The organism is Streptococcus sp. oral taxon 431, assembly GCF_023110115.1.
GTDB lineage: Bacteria > Bacillota > Bacilli > Lactobacillales > Streptococcaceae > Streptococcus.
The window spans coordinates 17,956-34,347 of record NZ_JALDVP010000009.1 but is presented as its reverse complement, the minus strand read 5'-3'; the positions used below and the strand labels follow the sequence as shown (position 1 = coordinate 34,347).

The following is a 16,392-nucleotide window of genomic DNA, read 5'->3' as shown; positions in this document are numbered from 1 at the left end:
TGATGCTTGATAAGAAGTTCCTACGAGTCTTCAATCTACTTACGATATAAACGATCGTATTGGTAGTAGGGATCAAAGGTTACGTTAATTCCCAATTTACGGAGAACGTTCTTGTCTTCATCTGTTAAGATAATCGTAGAATGAGCTTCGCTACCTTTGAGATTTCCGAGTTCTTTCATAGCGCGGTCTGCATCAGGATTCTGCATAGCTGTGATTGCCAGAGCGATAAGAATCTCATTAGAATGAAGACGTGGATTGCGACTACCTAAGTGATTGATTTTCAAACCTTGGATTGGTTTCACCACTTCTGGTTCAATTAACTTGGTTTCAGCATCGATATTCGCTGACTTCTTGATAGCATTGATCACGGCAGCAGCTGTCGGACCAAAGAATTCTGAATTCTTACCAGTGACGATTTCACCAGAAGGTAACTCAAGTGCTAGAGCAGGTCCATCTGTTTCTTCAGCTTTTTGTCGAGCAGCAACAGCAACCTTACGGTCAGCTGGCGTAATGCCGAGATCATTCATGAGAAGTTCGATTTTCTTGACAGCAGACTCAGCAACTTTTTCAGCCTTGAAGTCGAGAACTGTTTGGTAGTAGCGACGGATAATCTCTTGTTTCGATGCTTCAATTGCAGCATCGTTATCAGTGATTGCAAAACCAACCATATTTACACCCATGTCAGTTGGAGATGCATAAGGAGATTCGCCCAAGATACGTTCGAGCATACGCTTGAGAACAGGGAAAATCTCGATATCACGATTATAGTTGACGGTAGTTTCTCCGTAAGTTTGGAGATGGAACGGGTCAATCATATTGACATCATCAAGGTCTGCTGTGGCAGCCTCATAAGCCAAGTTAACTGGATGATGGAGAGGTAGATTCCAAACTGGGAAGGTTTCAAACTTAGCATAACCGGATTTGATACCATTCAGTTGGTCGTGGTACATGTTAGACATACAAGTTGCCAACTTACCTGATCCAGGTCCAGGAGCAGTCACGACAATTAAATTGCGACTCGTTTTGATATAGTCATTTTTCCCCATACCTTCAGGAGAGATGATATGGTCCATATCTGTCGGATAACCCTTGATTGGGTAGTGGAGATAAGAGTCAATCCCATTTTTTGCTAATTGATTACGGAAGGTATCTGCAGCTGGTTGACCGGCGTATTGAGTGATAACGACAGAGCCAACAAAGATACCAAGTTCGTTAAATTTGTCAATCAAACGAAGCACTTCTTGGTCGTAAGAAATACCCAAGTCACCACGAGCTTTTGAGTGCTCGATATTGCTAGCGTTAATGGCAATAACAACCTCGACTTGTTCTTTCAACTCTTGCAAAAGTTTGATTTTGTTATCTGGCTCATATCCAGGAAGTACACGGGCAGCGTGGAAATCTTCCAACATCTTGCCTCCAAACTCCAAGTATAGCTTGCCATCAAACTGGTTAATACGCTCCAAAATATGGTCGCGTTGTAAATTTAGATATTTTTCAGAACTAAAAGCTTGTTTTTTCATTTTTTTACCTCTATTTTCTATTATATAAAAAAAATAGAAGATAAGAAACTAGAGAGTAATAAAAGTAAGAAAAAAGATAACGCAAACGCTTGCACAAATGATAAAAAAAGTCTATGATGGAGTAAAGTGAATTTAAAAGAGGTGAAAATATGCAAGAAAAATGGTGGCATAATGCAGTTGTCTATCAAGTCTACCCTAAAAGCTTCAAGGATAGTAATGGAGATGGGATTGGTGATCTACCTGGAATTACTAGCAAGTTAGATTATCTAGTTAAGCTTGGAATTACAGCAATTTGGCTTTCGCCAGTTTATGATAGCCCTATGGATGACAATGGCTATGACATTGCCAATTATCAAGACATCGCTTCTATCTTTGGAACTATGGAAGATATGGACCAGCTCATTGCTGAAGCCAGAAAACGAGATATTCGAATCATTATGGACTTGGTTGTCAATCATACATCCGATGAGCATGCTTGGTTTATTGAAGCGCGTGAAAATCCTCAAAGCCCCGAACGTGGCTACTATATTTGGCGAGATAAACCCAATGATTTAACCTCTACTTTTAGTGGTTCTGCATGGGAATACGATGAAAAGTCTGGTCAATATTATCTGCACTTTTTCAGTAAGAAACAACCAGACCTTAACTGGGAAAACGAAGAGCTCCGTCATAAAATCTATGAGATGATGAATTTCTGGATCGATAAAGGGATTGGTGGATTCCGTATGGACGTTATTGACATGATTGGGAAGATACCTGACCAGAAGGTTGTCAACAATGGTCCCATGCTTCATCCCTACCTTAAGGAAATGAATCAGGCTACTTTCGGCGGCAAAGACCTTTTGACAGTAGGGGAGACTTGGGGAGCAAATCCAGAAGAGGCCAAGAAATATTCGAATCCTGAAGGTCAAGAGTTGTCTATGGTCTTCCAGTTTGAACATATCTGTCTTCAGTATCAGGAAGGACAACCGAAGTGGCACTACCAAAAAGAGCTAAATGTAGGGAAATTAAAAGAGATTTTCAACAAGTGGCAGACAGAATTAGGAGTTGAGGATGGCTGGAATTCCCTTTTCTGGAATAACCATGACCTTCCGCGCATCGTCTCTATCTGGGGAAATGACCGAGAATACCGTGAAAAATCCGCCAAAGCCTTTGCAATCTTGCTTCATCTCATGAGAGGAACACCTTATATTTACCAAGGTGAGGAGATTGGGATGACCAACTATCCATTTGAAACACTGGATCAAGTAGAAGATATTGAATCTATCAATTATGCCAAAGAAGCGCTAGAACAAGGTGTACCGCTAGAGCAAATTATGGATAGCATTCGTGTGATTGGACGCGATAATGCGCGTACCCCAATGCAGTGGGATACTACAGACTACGCTGGCTTTTCAAGTGCGAAACCATGGTTAGGAGTCAATCCAAACTATGCAAAGATTAATGTAGAAGAGGCTTTAGCAAACCCAGATTCCATCTTCTATACTTATCAAAAATTAGTTCAGATTCGCAAAGAAAACAGCTGGCTGGTTCAAGCTGACTTTGAATTATTAGAAACGGCTGAGAAAGTCTTTGCTTACATCCGTAAAGATGGCGACCGTCGATTCCTAGTTGTGGCTAACTTGTCCAACCAAAAGCAAGAGTTTGCAGTTGAAGAATCAATCAAATCTGTCTTGATTGAAAATACCTCAGTAGAAGCAGCTTTAGCTACACAGACCTTGGCTCCTTGGGATGCATTCTGTGTCGAATTAGCCAAATAAACCTAGAAACTCAAGTATCCAAAGATGCTTGAGTTTTTTCTAAAATAAGTGTAGAAATTTCTTAAAAAAATATTAGTTTGAATTTTCTAAAAAATTGCATGAAAACCCTTGCTTTTATAAAAAAATAGGGTATAATGGTGAAAAATAGTATTTTAAAGGAGAATACCGATGAAATCGAAAAAGTTGCTCGCAGTAGCAGGGATAACGATGAGTGCAGCTCTTCTTTTAGCGGCTTGTGGAAAGACAGAGAAAAAAGCAGATGCTCCTACAACATTTTCATACGTATATGCCATCGATCCATCAACATTGGACTATAGCGTTACTAGTAAAAGTTCAACATCGGACGTCATTGCTAACTTGGTCGACGGACTCTTGGAAAATGACAAATACGGAAACTTGATTCCATCTCTTGCTGAAGACTGGTCGGTTTCACAAGACGGTTTGACCTATACTTACAAACTACGTAAAGGTGTCAAATGGTATACTTCTGAAGGTGAGGAGTACGCCGAGGTCAAGGCTCAAGACTTTGTGACTGGTTTGAAGCATGCTGCTGATGGTAAGTCAGATGGCTTAAGTCTGATCCAAGATTCTATCAAAGGTTTGGCAGAATATGTCAGTGGTGAAAGCAATGACTTCTCAACAGTTGGAGTTAAAGCAATTGATGACTACACTGTTCAATACACCTTGAACCAACCAGAAAGCTTTTGGAATTCTAAGGTAACAACAGCGACTATGCTCCCAGTTAATGAAGAATTCCTGAATTCTCAAGGTAAAGATTATGGTGCAGCAACACCTTCAGGTATTCTCTATAATGGACCATATATTTTGAAGAACTTCACTTCAAAATCAGTGATCGAGTACGAAAAAAATCCAAATTATTGGGATAAAGACAATGTTAAGATTGACCACGTTAAACTTACTTTCTACGATGGATCTGACCAAGAATCATTGATTCGTAGTTTCTCATCAGGAGCCTATACAACAGCTCGTCTCTTCCCAACAAGTTCAAACTTTGATTCAACTAAGCAAGAATACGGGGATAAGATTGTCTATAGTCCGCAAGAAGCGACCAGCTATTACTTTACTTTCAACGTGAATCGTCAGTCTTACAATAAAACAGCAAAAACAGATGAAGCACAAAAGACTTCTACAAAAGAAGCGCTTCTCAACAAAAACTTCCGCCAGGCAATCAACTTTGCTCTTGACCGTCATGCTTACTCTGCTCAGATGAATGGTGAAGAAGGAGCAGACAAGATTATCCGTACCAGTCTTGTACCTTATGACTATGTTCAGGTCGGTGAAAAGACCTTCGGTGAATTGGCTCAAGAACAATTGGTAACATACGGAGACCAGTGGAAAGATGTAGCTTTGACAGATGGTAAAGATACCCTTTACAATCCAACAAAAGCAAAAGCTGCCTTTGAAAAAGCCAAGTCGGAATTGCAAGCTAAAGGTGTAACCTTCCCAATCCATTTGGATATTCCAGTTGAACAGACAGATGTCATTGCTGTTCAACAAACCAACTCCCTCAAACAATCTGTCGAAGCAGCGCTTGGAACTGAAAATGTTGTCATCGATGTGCTTCAAATGACAGATAATGAGAAAATGAGCATTACATCTCAAGCTAAAGTTCCTTCTCAAAAAGACTATGACTTGAATGGAACTGGTTGGGGACCAGACTATCAAGATCCAGCTACCTATCTAAACATCTTGGATGCTAAGAAGGGTTCTGCCCTTAAACACTTGGGTATCACAAAAGGTAAAGATCCAGAAGTCATGGCACAAGTTGGTCTTGATGAGTACAAGAAACTCTTGGATGATGCAGCATCAGAAACAACTGATCTTAACAAACGCTATGAAAAATATGCTAAAGCACAGGCTTGGGTATCTGATAGTTCGCTTCTCATTCCTGTAGCATCTTCAGGAGGTTCTCCTACAGTTAGTCGTACAGTACCATTTTCGAAAGCCTACTCTCAAGTTGGTATCAAGGGAGATCCGTTTGTATTTAAAGGTTTAGAGTTGCAAAATGATATTGTAACCACTAAAGAATACGAAGAAGCTCTCAAGAAATGGCAAAAAGAGAAACTTGAAACAAACGCTAAATATCAAAAAGAGTTAGCGAACCACGTTAAATAATCTTAAACAACGATGAAAGAAATCCTGATTTTATGCGGGATTTCTTTCTTTTTTCGTCTTAGTGACGGTGTGCAAATAATTAAATAACTTTACTTTTGGGGCGAAATTTGATAAAATAGACATATGTCATAAAACCTAACATTTAAGGAGAAAATGAATCATGAAACTCAAAAAACGACTGATTGGAGCGGGGTTGACGCTTGCCGCGGCGGTCTTATTGACAGCGTGTGGGAAGTCAGCATCAGATGTTAAAACCTACTCGTCAACATTTGGTGCCGACCCGACAACCTTCAACTACCTGTTGGACTACTCTGGTGATAATACCGCTGTTGTAACCAACTTGGTAGATGGTTTGCTTGAAAATGACAATTATGGGAATCTCATTCCTGCTCTTGCAGAAGATTGGAGTGTTTCAAAGGATGGTTTGACTTACACTTATAAACTTCGTCAAGATGCAAAATGGTTCACTGCTGACGGGGAAGAATACGCCCCAATTAAAGCACAAGATTTCGTCACAGGTATCAAGTATGCAGCTGATAACAAGAGTCAAGCTCTCGATTTGATTCAGAACTCAATCAAGGGATTAGATGATTATGTGACAGGCACAAATACTGACTTTTCAAATGTTGGTGTGAAAGCTGTAGATGATTACACTGTCCAATATACTTTGACGCGTCCAGAACCATTCTGGAACTCTAAAACAACCAATAGTATCCTCTTTCCAGTCAATGAAGAGTTCTTGACTTCTAAAGGTAAAGAATTTGGAGAATTGAAACCAGACAGCATTCTCTACAGTGGTCCTTATTTGTTAAAAGATTTCACATCAAAATCATCACTTGAGTACATGAAGAACCCTCATTACTACGACCAAGAAAAAGTGACCATTGAAAGAGTTAAGTTGGCTTATGTTGATGGTTCTGACCAAGATATGACGATCCGTAATTTCGAAAGCGGAGCCTACTCGTCTGCGGGTGTTTACCCAAATAGTTCAAACTTTGCTAAGACTAAGGAAAAATACAAGGACAACATCGTCTATAGCTTGCAGGATGCGACTTCTTGGTACTATAATTTTAACGTTAATCGCCAAACATACAATCATACAGCTAAGACTGGCGATGAGCAAAAACAAGCTACCCAAGCTGCTGTTTTAAATAAAAATTTCCGTCAAGCGATCAACTTTGCAATTGACCGTACAGCCTATTCGGCTCAGTCTAATGGAGAAGAAGCAGCTAAAAACACTCTTCGTAACACACTTGTGCCACCAACTTTCGTGCAAGTAGGTGACAAGACTTTTGGTGAGACAGTTTCATCTAAGTTGGTAAACTATGGTACGCAGTGGTCAAATATGAATCTTGAAGACGCTCAAGACGGATACTTCAATAAAGAAAAAGCACAAGCTCAGTTTGCAGAGGCTAAAAAAGAACTAGAAGCACAAGGTGTGACCTTCCCGATTCATTTGGACTTGCCTGTAGACCAAGTTAATAAAACCTTGCTTCCAAAGATTCATTCGCTTAAACAATCTGTCGAATCAACTCTTGGGTCAGAAAATGTAGTGATTGATGTCGTTCAAATTTCAACAGAAGACTATGCCAATGCGACATTTCAAGCGCCAACCACAGCTGATCATGATTATGACTTGAACTTGGATGGTTGGTCTGCGGACTACCAAGATCCATCGACTTATCTTAATCCTTTCAATGCTGAGGATGGATTCTATCTCAAGATTTTAGGACTTGATCCAAGCAAGGATACTGATAAGATTACAAGTATCGGATTGGACCAATATACTCAAAAATTGAAAGCGGCAGATGCAGAAAATACAGACGTATCCAAACGTTATGAAAATTATGCAGATGCACAAGCTTGGCTGATTGATAGTTCGCTATTGCTCCCTGTGAATTCAAACGGTGGTGGAGCTTCAGTAACACGTGTGACACCATTTACACGAGCTTACTCACTTGTCGGAATCAAAGGTACTGGAAGTAACTATAAGTACATGAAATTGCAAACCGAAGTCGTAACAACTGCTCAATTTGACGAAGCTAAAGCCAAATGGGAACTAGAACGTAAAAATTCAGTCGAAAAGAATCAAAAAGAGTTCGAAAGTCACGTTAAATAATTAAAAATAGAGCTTTTTAAGAGCTCTATTTTTTTATTTCAGCTGTTTTTTAAAAACATAAAATGTAGTAAAAATTCTAATAAATATACACTCATTAAAAACATTTTCAAAATTAAACGCTTCCTTGACTAATGTAGATAGCCTTTAGAGATACTTTGTGATATAATTAAATTAAAATGTTTTGAAGAGGTGTTCCATGAAAAGTAGACGCATAAAAAAAAGTAAATCTAGTAAATTTCAGCAGAGTTTAAACATAGGTTTGTTGCTAATCTATGCTATTCTAGCTTCTTTTTTATTGTTTTTGATTTTTAAATATCAGATTTTAGCGGTCAGCTATTTTAATATTATCCTGGCAGTAGTTTTAGTGCTCATAGCATTATTATCCCTCTTGTTGATCGTTAAGCGCAAAGCCAAGGTGTTCACCTTGATAGTCCTATTGCTCTCAGTTTTATTTAGCTCTGTAGCTTTGGTAGCTGTAAATCGATTTATAGGGCTCGCCAATCAATTCAATGCAACTTCAAATTATTCAAGCTACTCTATGAGTGTGGCAGTGCTAGCAGACAGTGAGATTAATAACGTTTCTCAACTTTCTAATGTAACTGCTCCAACAGGAACAGATGCTGAGAATATTCAAAAATTGATAGATGACATTAAAACAACTCAAAGCAAGGAATTGACAGTTGAGGAAGCTTCTTCTTATCTAGCAGCCTATAAGAGTTTGTTAGATGGAGAAACCAAAGCAATCGTCTTAAACGGTGTTTTTGAAAATCTGATTGAGCAGGAATATCCCGACCACGCTAAAAAGATCAAGAAAATATATACCAAGGACTTGACCAAGAAAGTGGAAGCGCCTAAGGTAGCTACAGGAAATTCTTTCAATGTCTACATCAGCGGGATTGATACCTATGGTCCTATCAGTTCTGTTTCGCGCTCAGATGTCAATATCATCATGACAGTGAATCAAGATACCAAGAAGATTCTCTTGACGACAACTCCTCGAGATGCCTATGTCCCTATTGCAGATGGTGGAAACAACCAAAACGATAAGTTGACGCATGCGGGTATCTATGGCGTAGATGCTTCTATCCATACCTTAGAAAATCTTTATGGTATCGAATTGAACTACTATGCTCGCCTTAATTTCACCTCTTTCTTGAAGTTGATTGACCTTCTCGGAGGCGTGGATGTATACAATGATCAAGAGTTCACATCGCGTCATGGGCAATACCACTTCCCAGTCGGTAATGTCCATCTGAATTCTGAACAAGCTTTGGGATTTGTACGTGAACGTTATTCGCTTGCGGATGGTGATGGGGATCGCGGCCGTAACCAACAAAAAGTCATTGCGGCGATTATCCAGAAATTAACCTCGGCAGAATCCCTGAAAAACTATGACAGTATTATTCAGAGTTTGCAGGATTCAATTCAGACCAATATGCCACCAGAAACAATGGTTGGCCTTGTCAACACTCAGTTGGCAAGCGGAGGAAAATATACCGTTACCAATCAAGATTTGAAAGGAACTGGTCGTATGGGTCTCCCGTCTTATGCTATGCCAGATAGCAATCTTTACATGTTAGAAATCGACCCAACCAGCTTGGAAGCTGTTAAAACGGCTATTAAAGATACCATGGAAGGAAAATAAGATGATTGATATTCATTCACATATTGTTTTCGATGTTGACGATGGACCTAAAAATAGAGCTGAGAGCAAGGCTCTCCTAGAGGAAGCTTACGCACAAGGTGTTCGAACCATTGTTTCCACCTCTCATCGTAGAAAAGGAATGTTTGAAACACCAGAAGACAAAATTGCAGCTAATTTTAGCGAAGTTAAACAGTTAGCTCAAGAAATTGCACCGGATTTGAACATCGTGTACGGAGCTGAGATTTATTTTTCAAGTGATGTTTTAGAAAAACTTGAACAAAACATCATTCCAAAACTCAATGGCACTCGTTATGCTTTGATCGAGTTTAGCATGAATACACCCTACAGAGATATTCATAGCGCCTTGACCAAAGTTCTCATGTTAGGGATTACACCAGTGGTTGCTCATATTGAGCGCTATCACACTTTGGAAAATGATGAGAAAAAAGTTAGAGAGCTCATCAATATGGGCTGCTATATGCAGATTAATAGCTCGAGTGTCTTAAAACCGCGACTTTTCGGAGACACCTACAAGTTTATGAAAAAGCGTGCTAGGTATTTCTTGGACAAGGACTTAGTACATGTAGTGGCTAGCGATATGCATAATTTAGATAATCGCCCGCCGTATATGAGAGAAGCTTATGAGCTCATTGCTAAAAAATACGGATCAGGAAAAGCTCGTGAACTTTTTGAAACAAATCCATCAAAAATAATAAATGACAAACTAATTTAGGAGAAATGATGAAAGAACAAGATAAATTTGAAATTGATGTATTTCAATTGGTAAAAGTGCTATGGAAACGAAAATTCCTCATTGTCTTAGCTGCACTAGTAGCAGGTCTAGGGGCTTTTGCTTATAGCTCATTTGTGATTAAGCCTCAGTATGCTAGTACCACCCGTATCTATGTTGTCAATCGTAACCAAGCAGATAAGCCTGGTTTGACCAACCAAGATTTGCAGGCGGGTGCTTACTTGGTAAAAGACTACCGTGAAATCATCCTCTCTCAGGATGTTCTTGAAAAAGTAGTGGCCGACCAAAAATTAACTATGGATGCAAAAACTCTTGGAAGAAAAGTTTCAGTAACAGTTCCAGCAGACACTCGTATTGTATCTATCTCGGTTCGAGATGGAAATCCTGAGGAAGCAAGTCGTATTGCCAATGCACTCAGAGAAGTAGCCGCTCAGAAAATTATTTCTGTAACACGGGTGTCAGATGTAACGACACTTGAAGAAGCAAGGCCGGCAACATCACCATCTTCTCCAAATATTCGTCGCAATACAATGATAGCCACTATAGCAGGTGTAGGATTCGTCACGATTATCGTGCTTTTAGTTGAATTGTTGGATGATCGAGTGAAGCGTCCAGAAGATATCGAAGAAGTGATGCACATCTCACTTTTAGGTGTTATTCCAAATCTTGAGAAATTAAAGTAAAGAGGGAAATATGGCAAAGTTAGAATTATCAGAACAACGATTACACTCTGTAAAAAAAGCTGAGGAGTATTATAACGCACTACGGACCAATATCCAGTTGAGTGGAGATGGTCTCAAAGTGATTGCCCTTTCTTCAGTTAGACCTGGAGAAGGGAAGTCGACTACTTCAACCAACATAGCTTGGGCATTCGCGCGTGCAGGCTATAAGACACTCCTTATCGATGCCGATATTCGTAATTCGGTCATGTCAGGTGTCTTTAAATCTCGAGAAAAAATTACAGGTTTGACAGACTACTTATCAGGAACCAAAGATTTATCTCATGGTTTGTGTGAAACAAACGTAGAAAACTTGTTTGTCATTCAATCAGGAGCTGTTTCACCAAACCCGACTGCTCTTCTTCAAAGTGACAAATTTGAAGCAATGATTGAGACTTTACGCAAATACTTTGACTATATCATTGTGGATACAGCCCCTATCGGTGTTGTCATTGATGCGGCTATTATCGTACAAAAATGTGATGCCTCTATCCTGGTAACTGAAGCTTCTGCAACAAAACGGAGAGAAGTTCAAAAAGCTAAAGACCAGTTAGAGCAAACAGGAACACCATTCTTAGGAGTTATTCTGAATAAATTTAATATTCAGCTTGAAAAATATGGATCATATGGTTCATACGGGAACTACGGTTCCTACGGGAAGAAATAAGTAGGAAAAAAAGGGAGTAAAAAATGGAAGGAAGGGGTTTCTACAACGTAACTCTAGCGTTTTTGCAGAGTATACTGGTCAGCATATTGGCTTATATACTAATCTCTGTATCTGAAACAGAAATTGTTGCAAAAACGGTTTTTGTTCTGTATTTTCTTCATTTTGCAGCCTTCTATATCAGTGGCTACGGAAAGGATTTTTTCAAACGCAGTCAATCCGTCGAATTGATAGAGATAGTAAAATACATCATCTTTTTTGCATTGCTGATTAGTTTTTCTAGTTTTTTTCTGAAGGATCAATTTGTAATTTCTAGACGGGGTATGATTTACTTCCTATCTTTGTACGGAGTGTTTAATTATTTCCTGAGTTTTGTTATCAAAAAATATTGGGTCCATTTTAACCATAATTTAAAGGGGAGTCGTAAAATCATTTTGATCACTGCGACATCCCGAATTGAGAAGGTTATTGACCGTTTGTTAAATGCAACTGATGTCGGTGGGAAACTTGTCGCTGTGAGTGTACTAGATAAACCAGATTTTAAACACAATAAAGTAACGGTTATTCCTCGAGAGAACCTCATTAATTATGCAACTCATGAGGTTGTGGACGAAGTTTTTGTGAACCTGCCTAGTGAGGATTATGATATCGGTAGCATTATTTCACAATTTGAAACAATGGGAATTGATGTTACAGTCAATCTAAATGCTTTTGATAAAAATTTAGGTCGCAACAAACAAATTCATGAGATGGCTGGTTTGAATGTAGTAACTTTTTCTACAAATTTATATAAACCTAGTCATATCATTGCTAAACGAATCATTGATATTTTAGGGGCAATTGTTGGGCTAGTCATCTGTGGACTGGTAAGCATAATCCTTGTTCCAATGATTCGAAAAGATGGAGGGCCGGCAATCTTTTCTCAAACCCGAATAGGAAAAAATGGTCGTCATTTCACTTTTTATAAATTCCGGTCTATGCGAGTGGATGCGGAAGAATTCAAGCAGCAATTGATGAACAAAAATACCATGCAGGGTGGGATGTTTAAAATGGACAACGACCCTCGTGTTACAAGGATTGGACATTTTATTCGAAAGACAAGTTTGGATGAATTACCCCAATTTTGGAATGTGTTGATTGGTGATATGAGCTTAGTAGGAACTCGGCCTCCAACGGTTGATGAATACGAAAAATACACACCTGAACAAAAACGTCGATTGAGTTTTAAACCAGGTATTACTGGTCTGTGGCAAATTAGCGGTCGAAGCAGCATTACTAATTTTGATGATGTTGTCAAACTAGATGTGGCCTATATCGATGATTGGACAATCTGGAAAGATTTTGAAATTTTATTAAAAACAATAAAAGTAGTTGTGATGAGAGATGGAGCAAAATGATTCTATGAATAAAGTGAGAGAAATTCAATTAGGAGAGTTAACACTTTTAGAAAGTTATATCGATCTTTGTAAAAGACATGATTTGCGGTATTATGCATTGGGTGGGACTTTACTCGGTGCTATTCGTCATAAAGGATTTATCCCATGGGATGACGATATGGATTTAGGAATGCCTAGAAAAGATTATGAAAAATTCTTGTCAATCTGTGAGAAAGAGCTTCCTGAAAGTGTTATTTTAAGACTTCACGACGATAATCTTGGTAATACTTCGATTATGGATACTTCAATTCAAATTCAATTTGGTAATGAATGGTGTAGTCCTTTTATTGATATCTTTCCTTTAGATGGTTATCCAGAAGATGGAATCCATTACTGGTTGCATACGAATAAAATAAAATTGTATCGTGCCTTGTCTAAAATTTCTGTCATCGATCGCATACATGAGAGAGATAGAGGTTCGTTCGAAAATGCGATTGTGAAAGTTTCAAGAGCCTTAAAACTAAATAAACTCTTAAACACTTCAAAAATTAACAAAAAATTACAAAGTGTCATTAAACAATATGATTACGAGACTAGTAACATGGTCGGAAATGTCTTGGGTTCCTACCGCGAACGAGAACTAGCAAGAAAAGAAGTGTTCGGGGAACCACAACTACTAGAGTTTGAAAACTTAAAAATTAGTTGTCATGCAAATCCCGATGAATATTTGACAAAAATATACGGTGATTACATGCAACTGCCAAAAGAAGCTGAGCGTAAGGGTCATTTTGAGTCTACGTGGGGAGATTAAATTGAATAGTTTTAATTTAATGGGGGTCAGAATTGACCCCTTAACAATGGACGAAACTGTCCAAACTGTTGAAAAATTTGTTCTTGACCAACGTCCACTCCACTTAATGGGAGTGAATGCAGACAAAATTAATCAATGTCAAACAGATGAATCTATTAAAAAGATTGTTAACGATTCTGAAATTATTAATGCAGATGGGGCTTCAGTTGTTCTTGCTTCCCGTTTTTTGGGTTATCAAGTTCCTGAGAGAGTCGCTGGAATTGATTTGATGCAAAAATTGCTTCATTTAGCTAATGAAAAATCTTATTCGGTTTATTTTTTTGGTGCCAAAGAAGAAGTTTTAGTAGATATGTTGGAAATCTTTAAGAAAGATTATCCAAATTTACGAGTCCTTGGGCATCGCAATGGTTATTTTTCTGAAGAAGATGAAAATGGCATTCAAGAAGACATTCGTGAGAAAAATCCTGATTTTGTTTTTGTTGGGATCACCTCTCCTAAGAAAGAATATATCATTCAAAAATTTATGGACCAAGGTGTTAATTCTGTCTTTATGGGAGTTGGAGGTAGTTTTGACGTTTTATCTGGCCATATTAAACGAGCTCCTCTCTGGATGCAAAATGCACATCTTGAGTGGCTGTTCCGAGTGGCAAATGAACCTAAACGTCTCTTTAAACGTTATTTCGTAGGAAATGTCACGTTTATTAAGCGAGTATTAGATGAAAAACGAAAATCAAAAAAATAATATTTTACATATTTCACGTACCATGGATATTGGTGGTGCAGAGAGAATTGTCTACCAATTGAGCTCAGATTTGAAAGATGAGTTTGATAGTGTCCATGTGGCGTCTACTGGTGGGCTTTGGGAGAGCGAACTGGCTGCTCAAGGGATTCAACATCATAAAATTTTAGATATTGATAGTAAAAATCCCGTGACGGTATTAAAGCTTCTATATTCTATTCGCCAGATTATCAAAAATAATGAGATTACTATAGTTCATACTCATCATCGAATGGCTGCTTTTTATATTCGATTATTAAAATTTGTTTGTCCAAAATTGACACATGTTTATACAGCTCACAATGTCTTTAAAGATAAATTGCCCTTATATAGATTTGCTTTAGGAAATGCTAAAAGTGTAGCAGTAGGAGAAGCAGTAAATAAAAACCTAAAAGAAGACGTAGGAATTACTGATAGTAAGGTTATCTACAATGGAGTTATCTTAAAGAAAACGGATAATCAAGTCGATGATATTGTCGGTTATGATGGGACTAAGCTTGGCTGTATAGCTAGATTGTCTGAACAAAAAGGTTTGACTTATCTTATTGAAGCTATGTCTTTACTTACAACGAAGGATATTCGGTTGTTTATCGTTGGTGATGGTGAGCTTAGAAATGAACTTGAGAATAAGGTTGAAGAGCTACATCTTCAAGATTCGGTAACATTTTTAGGATATCGCCAGGATATAGTAGAATGTATCAATAGTTTTGATTTTCTGGTTTCATCGTCTTTATTTGAAGGTCTAGCTCTAAACATCATTGAAACTTTTATGAATGGGAAAACGATGGTTGCTACGGATATTCCAGGCATAAATGAAGTAGTTAATGATGAAAATGGAATTCTTGTTCCTGCCAAAAATCCAGGTGCATTAGCTGGTGCCATAGACAAATTAGCAACAGATGTACTGCTAAGAAATCGTCTTGCTTTTCATGCCCAAAAAACTTATGAAGAAAAATATAGTTATCCAATGTTTTTGGAAAACTATCGAGCATTGTATAGAGAAATACAGGGAGAACCAAAATGAAAAAAGTAATGCTAGTATTTGGGACGCGCCCAGAAGCAATCAAAATGTGTCCTCTAGTAAATGAATTGAAGAGTAATGATTCAATCAAGACCATCGTCTGCGTGACTGGACAACATAAGGAGATGCTTGAGCAAGTTTTGGATGTCTTTAAGGTCGTTCCAGATTATGATTTGGGGATTATGAAGGCCAATCAAACTCTCTTTACAATTACGACTAGTATTCTAGATAAGATTCAAGCTGTGCTTGAACAAGAAAATCCTGATATTGTTTTGGTCCATGGGGATACAAGTACGACATTTGCTACAGCTTTAGCTGCCTTTTATATGGGCATCAAAGTTGGGCATGTGGAAGCAGGTTTAAGAACCTACAATCTTCAAAGTCCATTCCCTGAGGAGTTCAACCGTCAGACTACTTCTATTATTGCAGATTATCATTTTGCGCCAACAGAAGTGGCTAAAGACAATCTTCTAAAAGAGGGAAGAGAGAATATTTTTGTAACAGGTAATACGGTTATTGATGCTTTAAAGACAACTGTTCAGGATGATTACAATCACCCAATTTTAGAGTGGGCTAAGGATAGTAAGTTGATTATGTTGACAGCTCACAGACGTGAAAATCTTGGGGAACCAATGGAAAATATGTTTAATGCTGTTAATCGTATTTTAAATGAATTTGAAGATGTAAAAGTTGTTTACCCAATTCATAAAAACCCTAAAGTTCGTGAATTGGCAAGTAAAGTCTTTGGGGATAATGAACGCATGAAAATCATTGAACCTTTAGAAGTTATTGATTTCCATAATTTCATGAATCAAAGCTACATGATTTTAACAGATTCTGGTGGAGTTCAAGAAGAAGCTCCATCGTTAGGGAAGCCTGTTTTAGTCATGCGTGATACAACAGAGCGTCCAGAGGGGATTGCGGCTGGAACATTAAAATTAGTGGGTACGGAAGAAGAAAATATTTACTCTAATTTTAAACTTCTTTTAGAAAACCAAATAGAATATAACAAGATGAGTAAGGCTAGCAACCCTTATGGAGATGGAAAAGCTTGTGAAAGAATCGTCAATATCATTTTGGAAGGATAGGGAT

13 protein-coding genes are annotated in these 16,392 nt (G+C 38.2%); 12 read left to right on the top strand and 1 reads right to left on the bottom strand.

The features are described from left to right. Nucleotides 1-35: 35 nt before the first annotated feature. Nucleotides 36-1,520 carry a DUF1846 domain-containing protein gene (locus M1F91_RS08745; protein WP_247913401.1) on the bottom strand — a complete coding sequence of 495 codons (1,485 nt, stop codon included), beginning with the start codon at nt 1,518-1,520 and terminating at the stop codon, nt 36-38. Nucleotides 1,521-1,669: 149 nt separating this feature from the next. Between M1F91_RS08745 and M1F91_RS08740 the strand changes: the two genes are divergently transcribed. The 12 genes from M1F91_RS08740 to wecB all read left to right on the top strand — a co-directional run bounded on the left by M1F91_RS08740 (nt 1,670) and on the right by wecB (nt 16,388). Further along, entirely contained in the window at nt 1,670-3,280 is a 1,611-nt protein-coding gene (locus M1F91_RS08740; RefSeq protein ID WP_247913400.1) for an alpha-glucosidase, read from the top strand. A 168-nt stretch (nt 3,281-3,448) separates the two neighbouring features. Then, entirely contained in the window at nt 3,449-5,416 is a 1,968-nt protein-coding gene (locus tag M1F91_RS08735; RefSeq protein ID WP_247913399.1) for a peptide ABC transporter substrate-binding protein, read from the top strand. A 160-nt stretch (nt 5,417-5,576) separates the two neighbouring features. Then, entirely contained in the window at nt 5,577-7,535 is a 1,959-nt protein-coding gene (locus M1F91_RS08730; RefSeq protein ID WP_247913398.1) for a peptide ABC transporter substrate-binding protein, read from the top strand. 196 nt (nt 7,536-7,731) lie between these two features. Beyond that, nucleotides 7,732-9,180: an LCP family protein gene (locus tag M1F91_RS08725; protein WP_247913397.1), complete on the top strand. Its 1,449-nt coding sequence runs from the start codon at nt 7,732-7,734 to the stop codon at nt 9,178-9,180. Between the two features lies 1 nt (nt 9,181). Continuing rightward, nucleotides 9,182-9,913 carry a capsular polysaccharide biosynthesis protein Cps4B gene (gene cps4B, locus M1F91_RS08720; RefSeq protein WP_247913396.1) on the top strand — a complete coding sequence of 244 codons (732 nt, stop codon included), beginning with the start codon at nt 9,182-9,184 and terminating at the stop codon, nt 9,911-9,913. Nucleotides 9,914-9,921: 8 nt separating this feature from the next. Continuing rightward, on the top strand, nt 9,922-10,614 hold the full coding sequence (locus tag M1F91_RS08715; RefSeq protein ID WP_247913395.1) for a capsular polysaccharide biosynthesis protein: 693 nt from the start codon (nt 9,922-9,924) through the stop codon (nt 10,612-10,614). A gap of 10 nt (nt 10,615-10,624) precedes the next feature. Then, nucleotides 10,625-11,317, top strand: a complete 693-nt coding sequence (locus tag M1F91_RS08710) for a tyrosine-protein kinase (protein WP_006149526.1) — start codon at nt 10,625-10,627, stop codon at nt 11,315-11,317. Between the two features lie 23 nt (nt 11,318-11,340). Next, the gene (locus M1F91_RS08705; RefSeq protein WP_247913394.1) at nt 11,341-12,711 is read left to right on the top strand and encodes a sugar transferase; all 1,371 of its coding nucleotides are present in this window, start codon (nt 11,341-11,343) and stop codon (nt 12,709-12,711) included. A 4-nt stretch (nt 12,712-12,715) separates the two neighbouring features. Continuing rightward, the gene (locus M1F91_RS08700) at nt 12,716-13,501 is read left to right on the top strand and encodes a LicD family protein (RefSeq protein ID WP_348982811.1); all 786 of its coding nucleotides are present in this window, start codon (nt 12,716-12,718) and stop codon (nt 13,499-13,501) included. Between the two features lie 19 nt (nt 13,502-13,520). Beyond that, the gene (locus tag M1F91_RS08695) at nt 13,521-14,243 is read left to right on the top strand and encodes a WecB/TagA/CpsF family glycosyltransferase (RefSeq protein ID WP_247913414.1); all 723 of its coding nucleotides are present in this window, start codon (nt 13,521-13,523) and stop codon (nt 14,241-14,243) included. Continuing rightward, complete coding sequence (locus M1F91_RS08690) at nt 14,218-15,303, top strand: glycosyltransferase family 4 protein (protein WP_247913392.1); 1,086 nt, start codon at nt 14,218-14,220, stop codon at nt 15,301-15,303. The genes M1F91_RS08695 and M1F91_RS08690 overlap by 26 nt, the downstream gene beginning before the upstream one ends. Continuing rightward, complete coding sequence (gene wecB / locus M1F91_RS08685) at nt 15,300-16,388, top strand: UDP-N-acetylglucosamine 2-epimerase (non-hydrolyzing) (protein ID WP_247913391.1); 1,089 nt, start codon at nt 15,300-15,302, stop codon at nt 16,386-16,388. Before M1F91_RS08690 ends, wecB begins: the two co-directional genes overlap by 4 nt. The last annotated feature ends 4 nt before the right edge of the window (nt 16,389-16,392 follow it).

Coding starts and splice junctions, on each gene's coding strand:
- M1F91_RS08700 (WP_348982811.1), top strand. CDS start 12,716: ATGAATAAAGTGAGAGAAATTCAATTAGGAGAGTTAACACTTTTAGAA.
- M1F91_RS08715 (WP_247913395.1), top strand. CDS start 9,922: ATGAAAGAACAAGATAAATTTGAAATTGATGTATTTCAATTGGTAAAA.
- M1F91_RS08745 (WP_247913401.1), bottom strand. CDS start 1,520: ATGAAAAAACAAGCTTTTAGTTCTGAAAAATATCTAAATTTACAACGC.
- M1F91_RS08740 (WP_247913400.1), top strand. CDS start 1,670: ATGCAAGAAAAATGGTGGCATAATGCAGTTGTCTATCAAGTCTACCCT.
- M1F91_RS08710 (WP_006149526.1), top strand. CDS start 10,625: ATGGCAAAGTTAGAATTATCAGAACAACGATTACACTCTGTAAAAAAA.
- M1F91_RS08725 (WP_247913397.1), top strand. CDS start 7,732: ATGAAAAGTAGACGCATAAAAAAAAGTAAATCTAGTAAATTTCAGCAG.
- M1F91_RS08735 (WP_247913399.1), top strand. CDS start 3,449: ATGAAATCGAAAAAGTTGCTCGCAGTAGCAGGGATAACGATGAGTGCA.
- cps4B (WP_247913396.1), top strand. CDS start 9,182: ATGATTGATATTCATTCACATATTGTTTTCGATGTTGACGATGGACCT.
- M1F91_RS08690 (WP_247913392.1), top strand. CDS start 14,218: ATGAAAAACGAAAATCAAAAAAATAATATTTTACATATTTCACGTACC.
- M1F91_RS08695 (WP_247913414.1), top strand. CDS start 13,521: ATGGGGGTCAGAATTGACCCCTTAACAATGGACGAAACTGTCCAAACT.
- M1F91_RS08730 (WP_247913398.1), top strand. CDS start 5,577: ATGAAACTCAAAAAACGACTGATTGGAGCGGGGTTGACGCTTGCCGCG.
- M1F91_RS08705 (WP_247913394.1), top strand. CDS start 11,341: ATGGAAGGAAGGGGTTTCTACAACGTAACTCTAGCGTTTTTGCAGAGT.
- wecB (WP_247913391.1), top strand. CDS start 15,300: ATGAAAAAAGTAATGCTAGTATTTGGGACGCGCCCAGAAGCAATCAAA.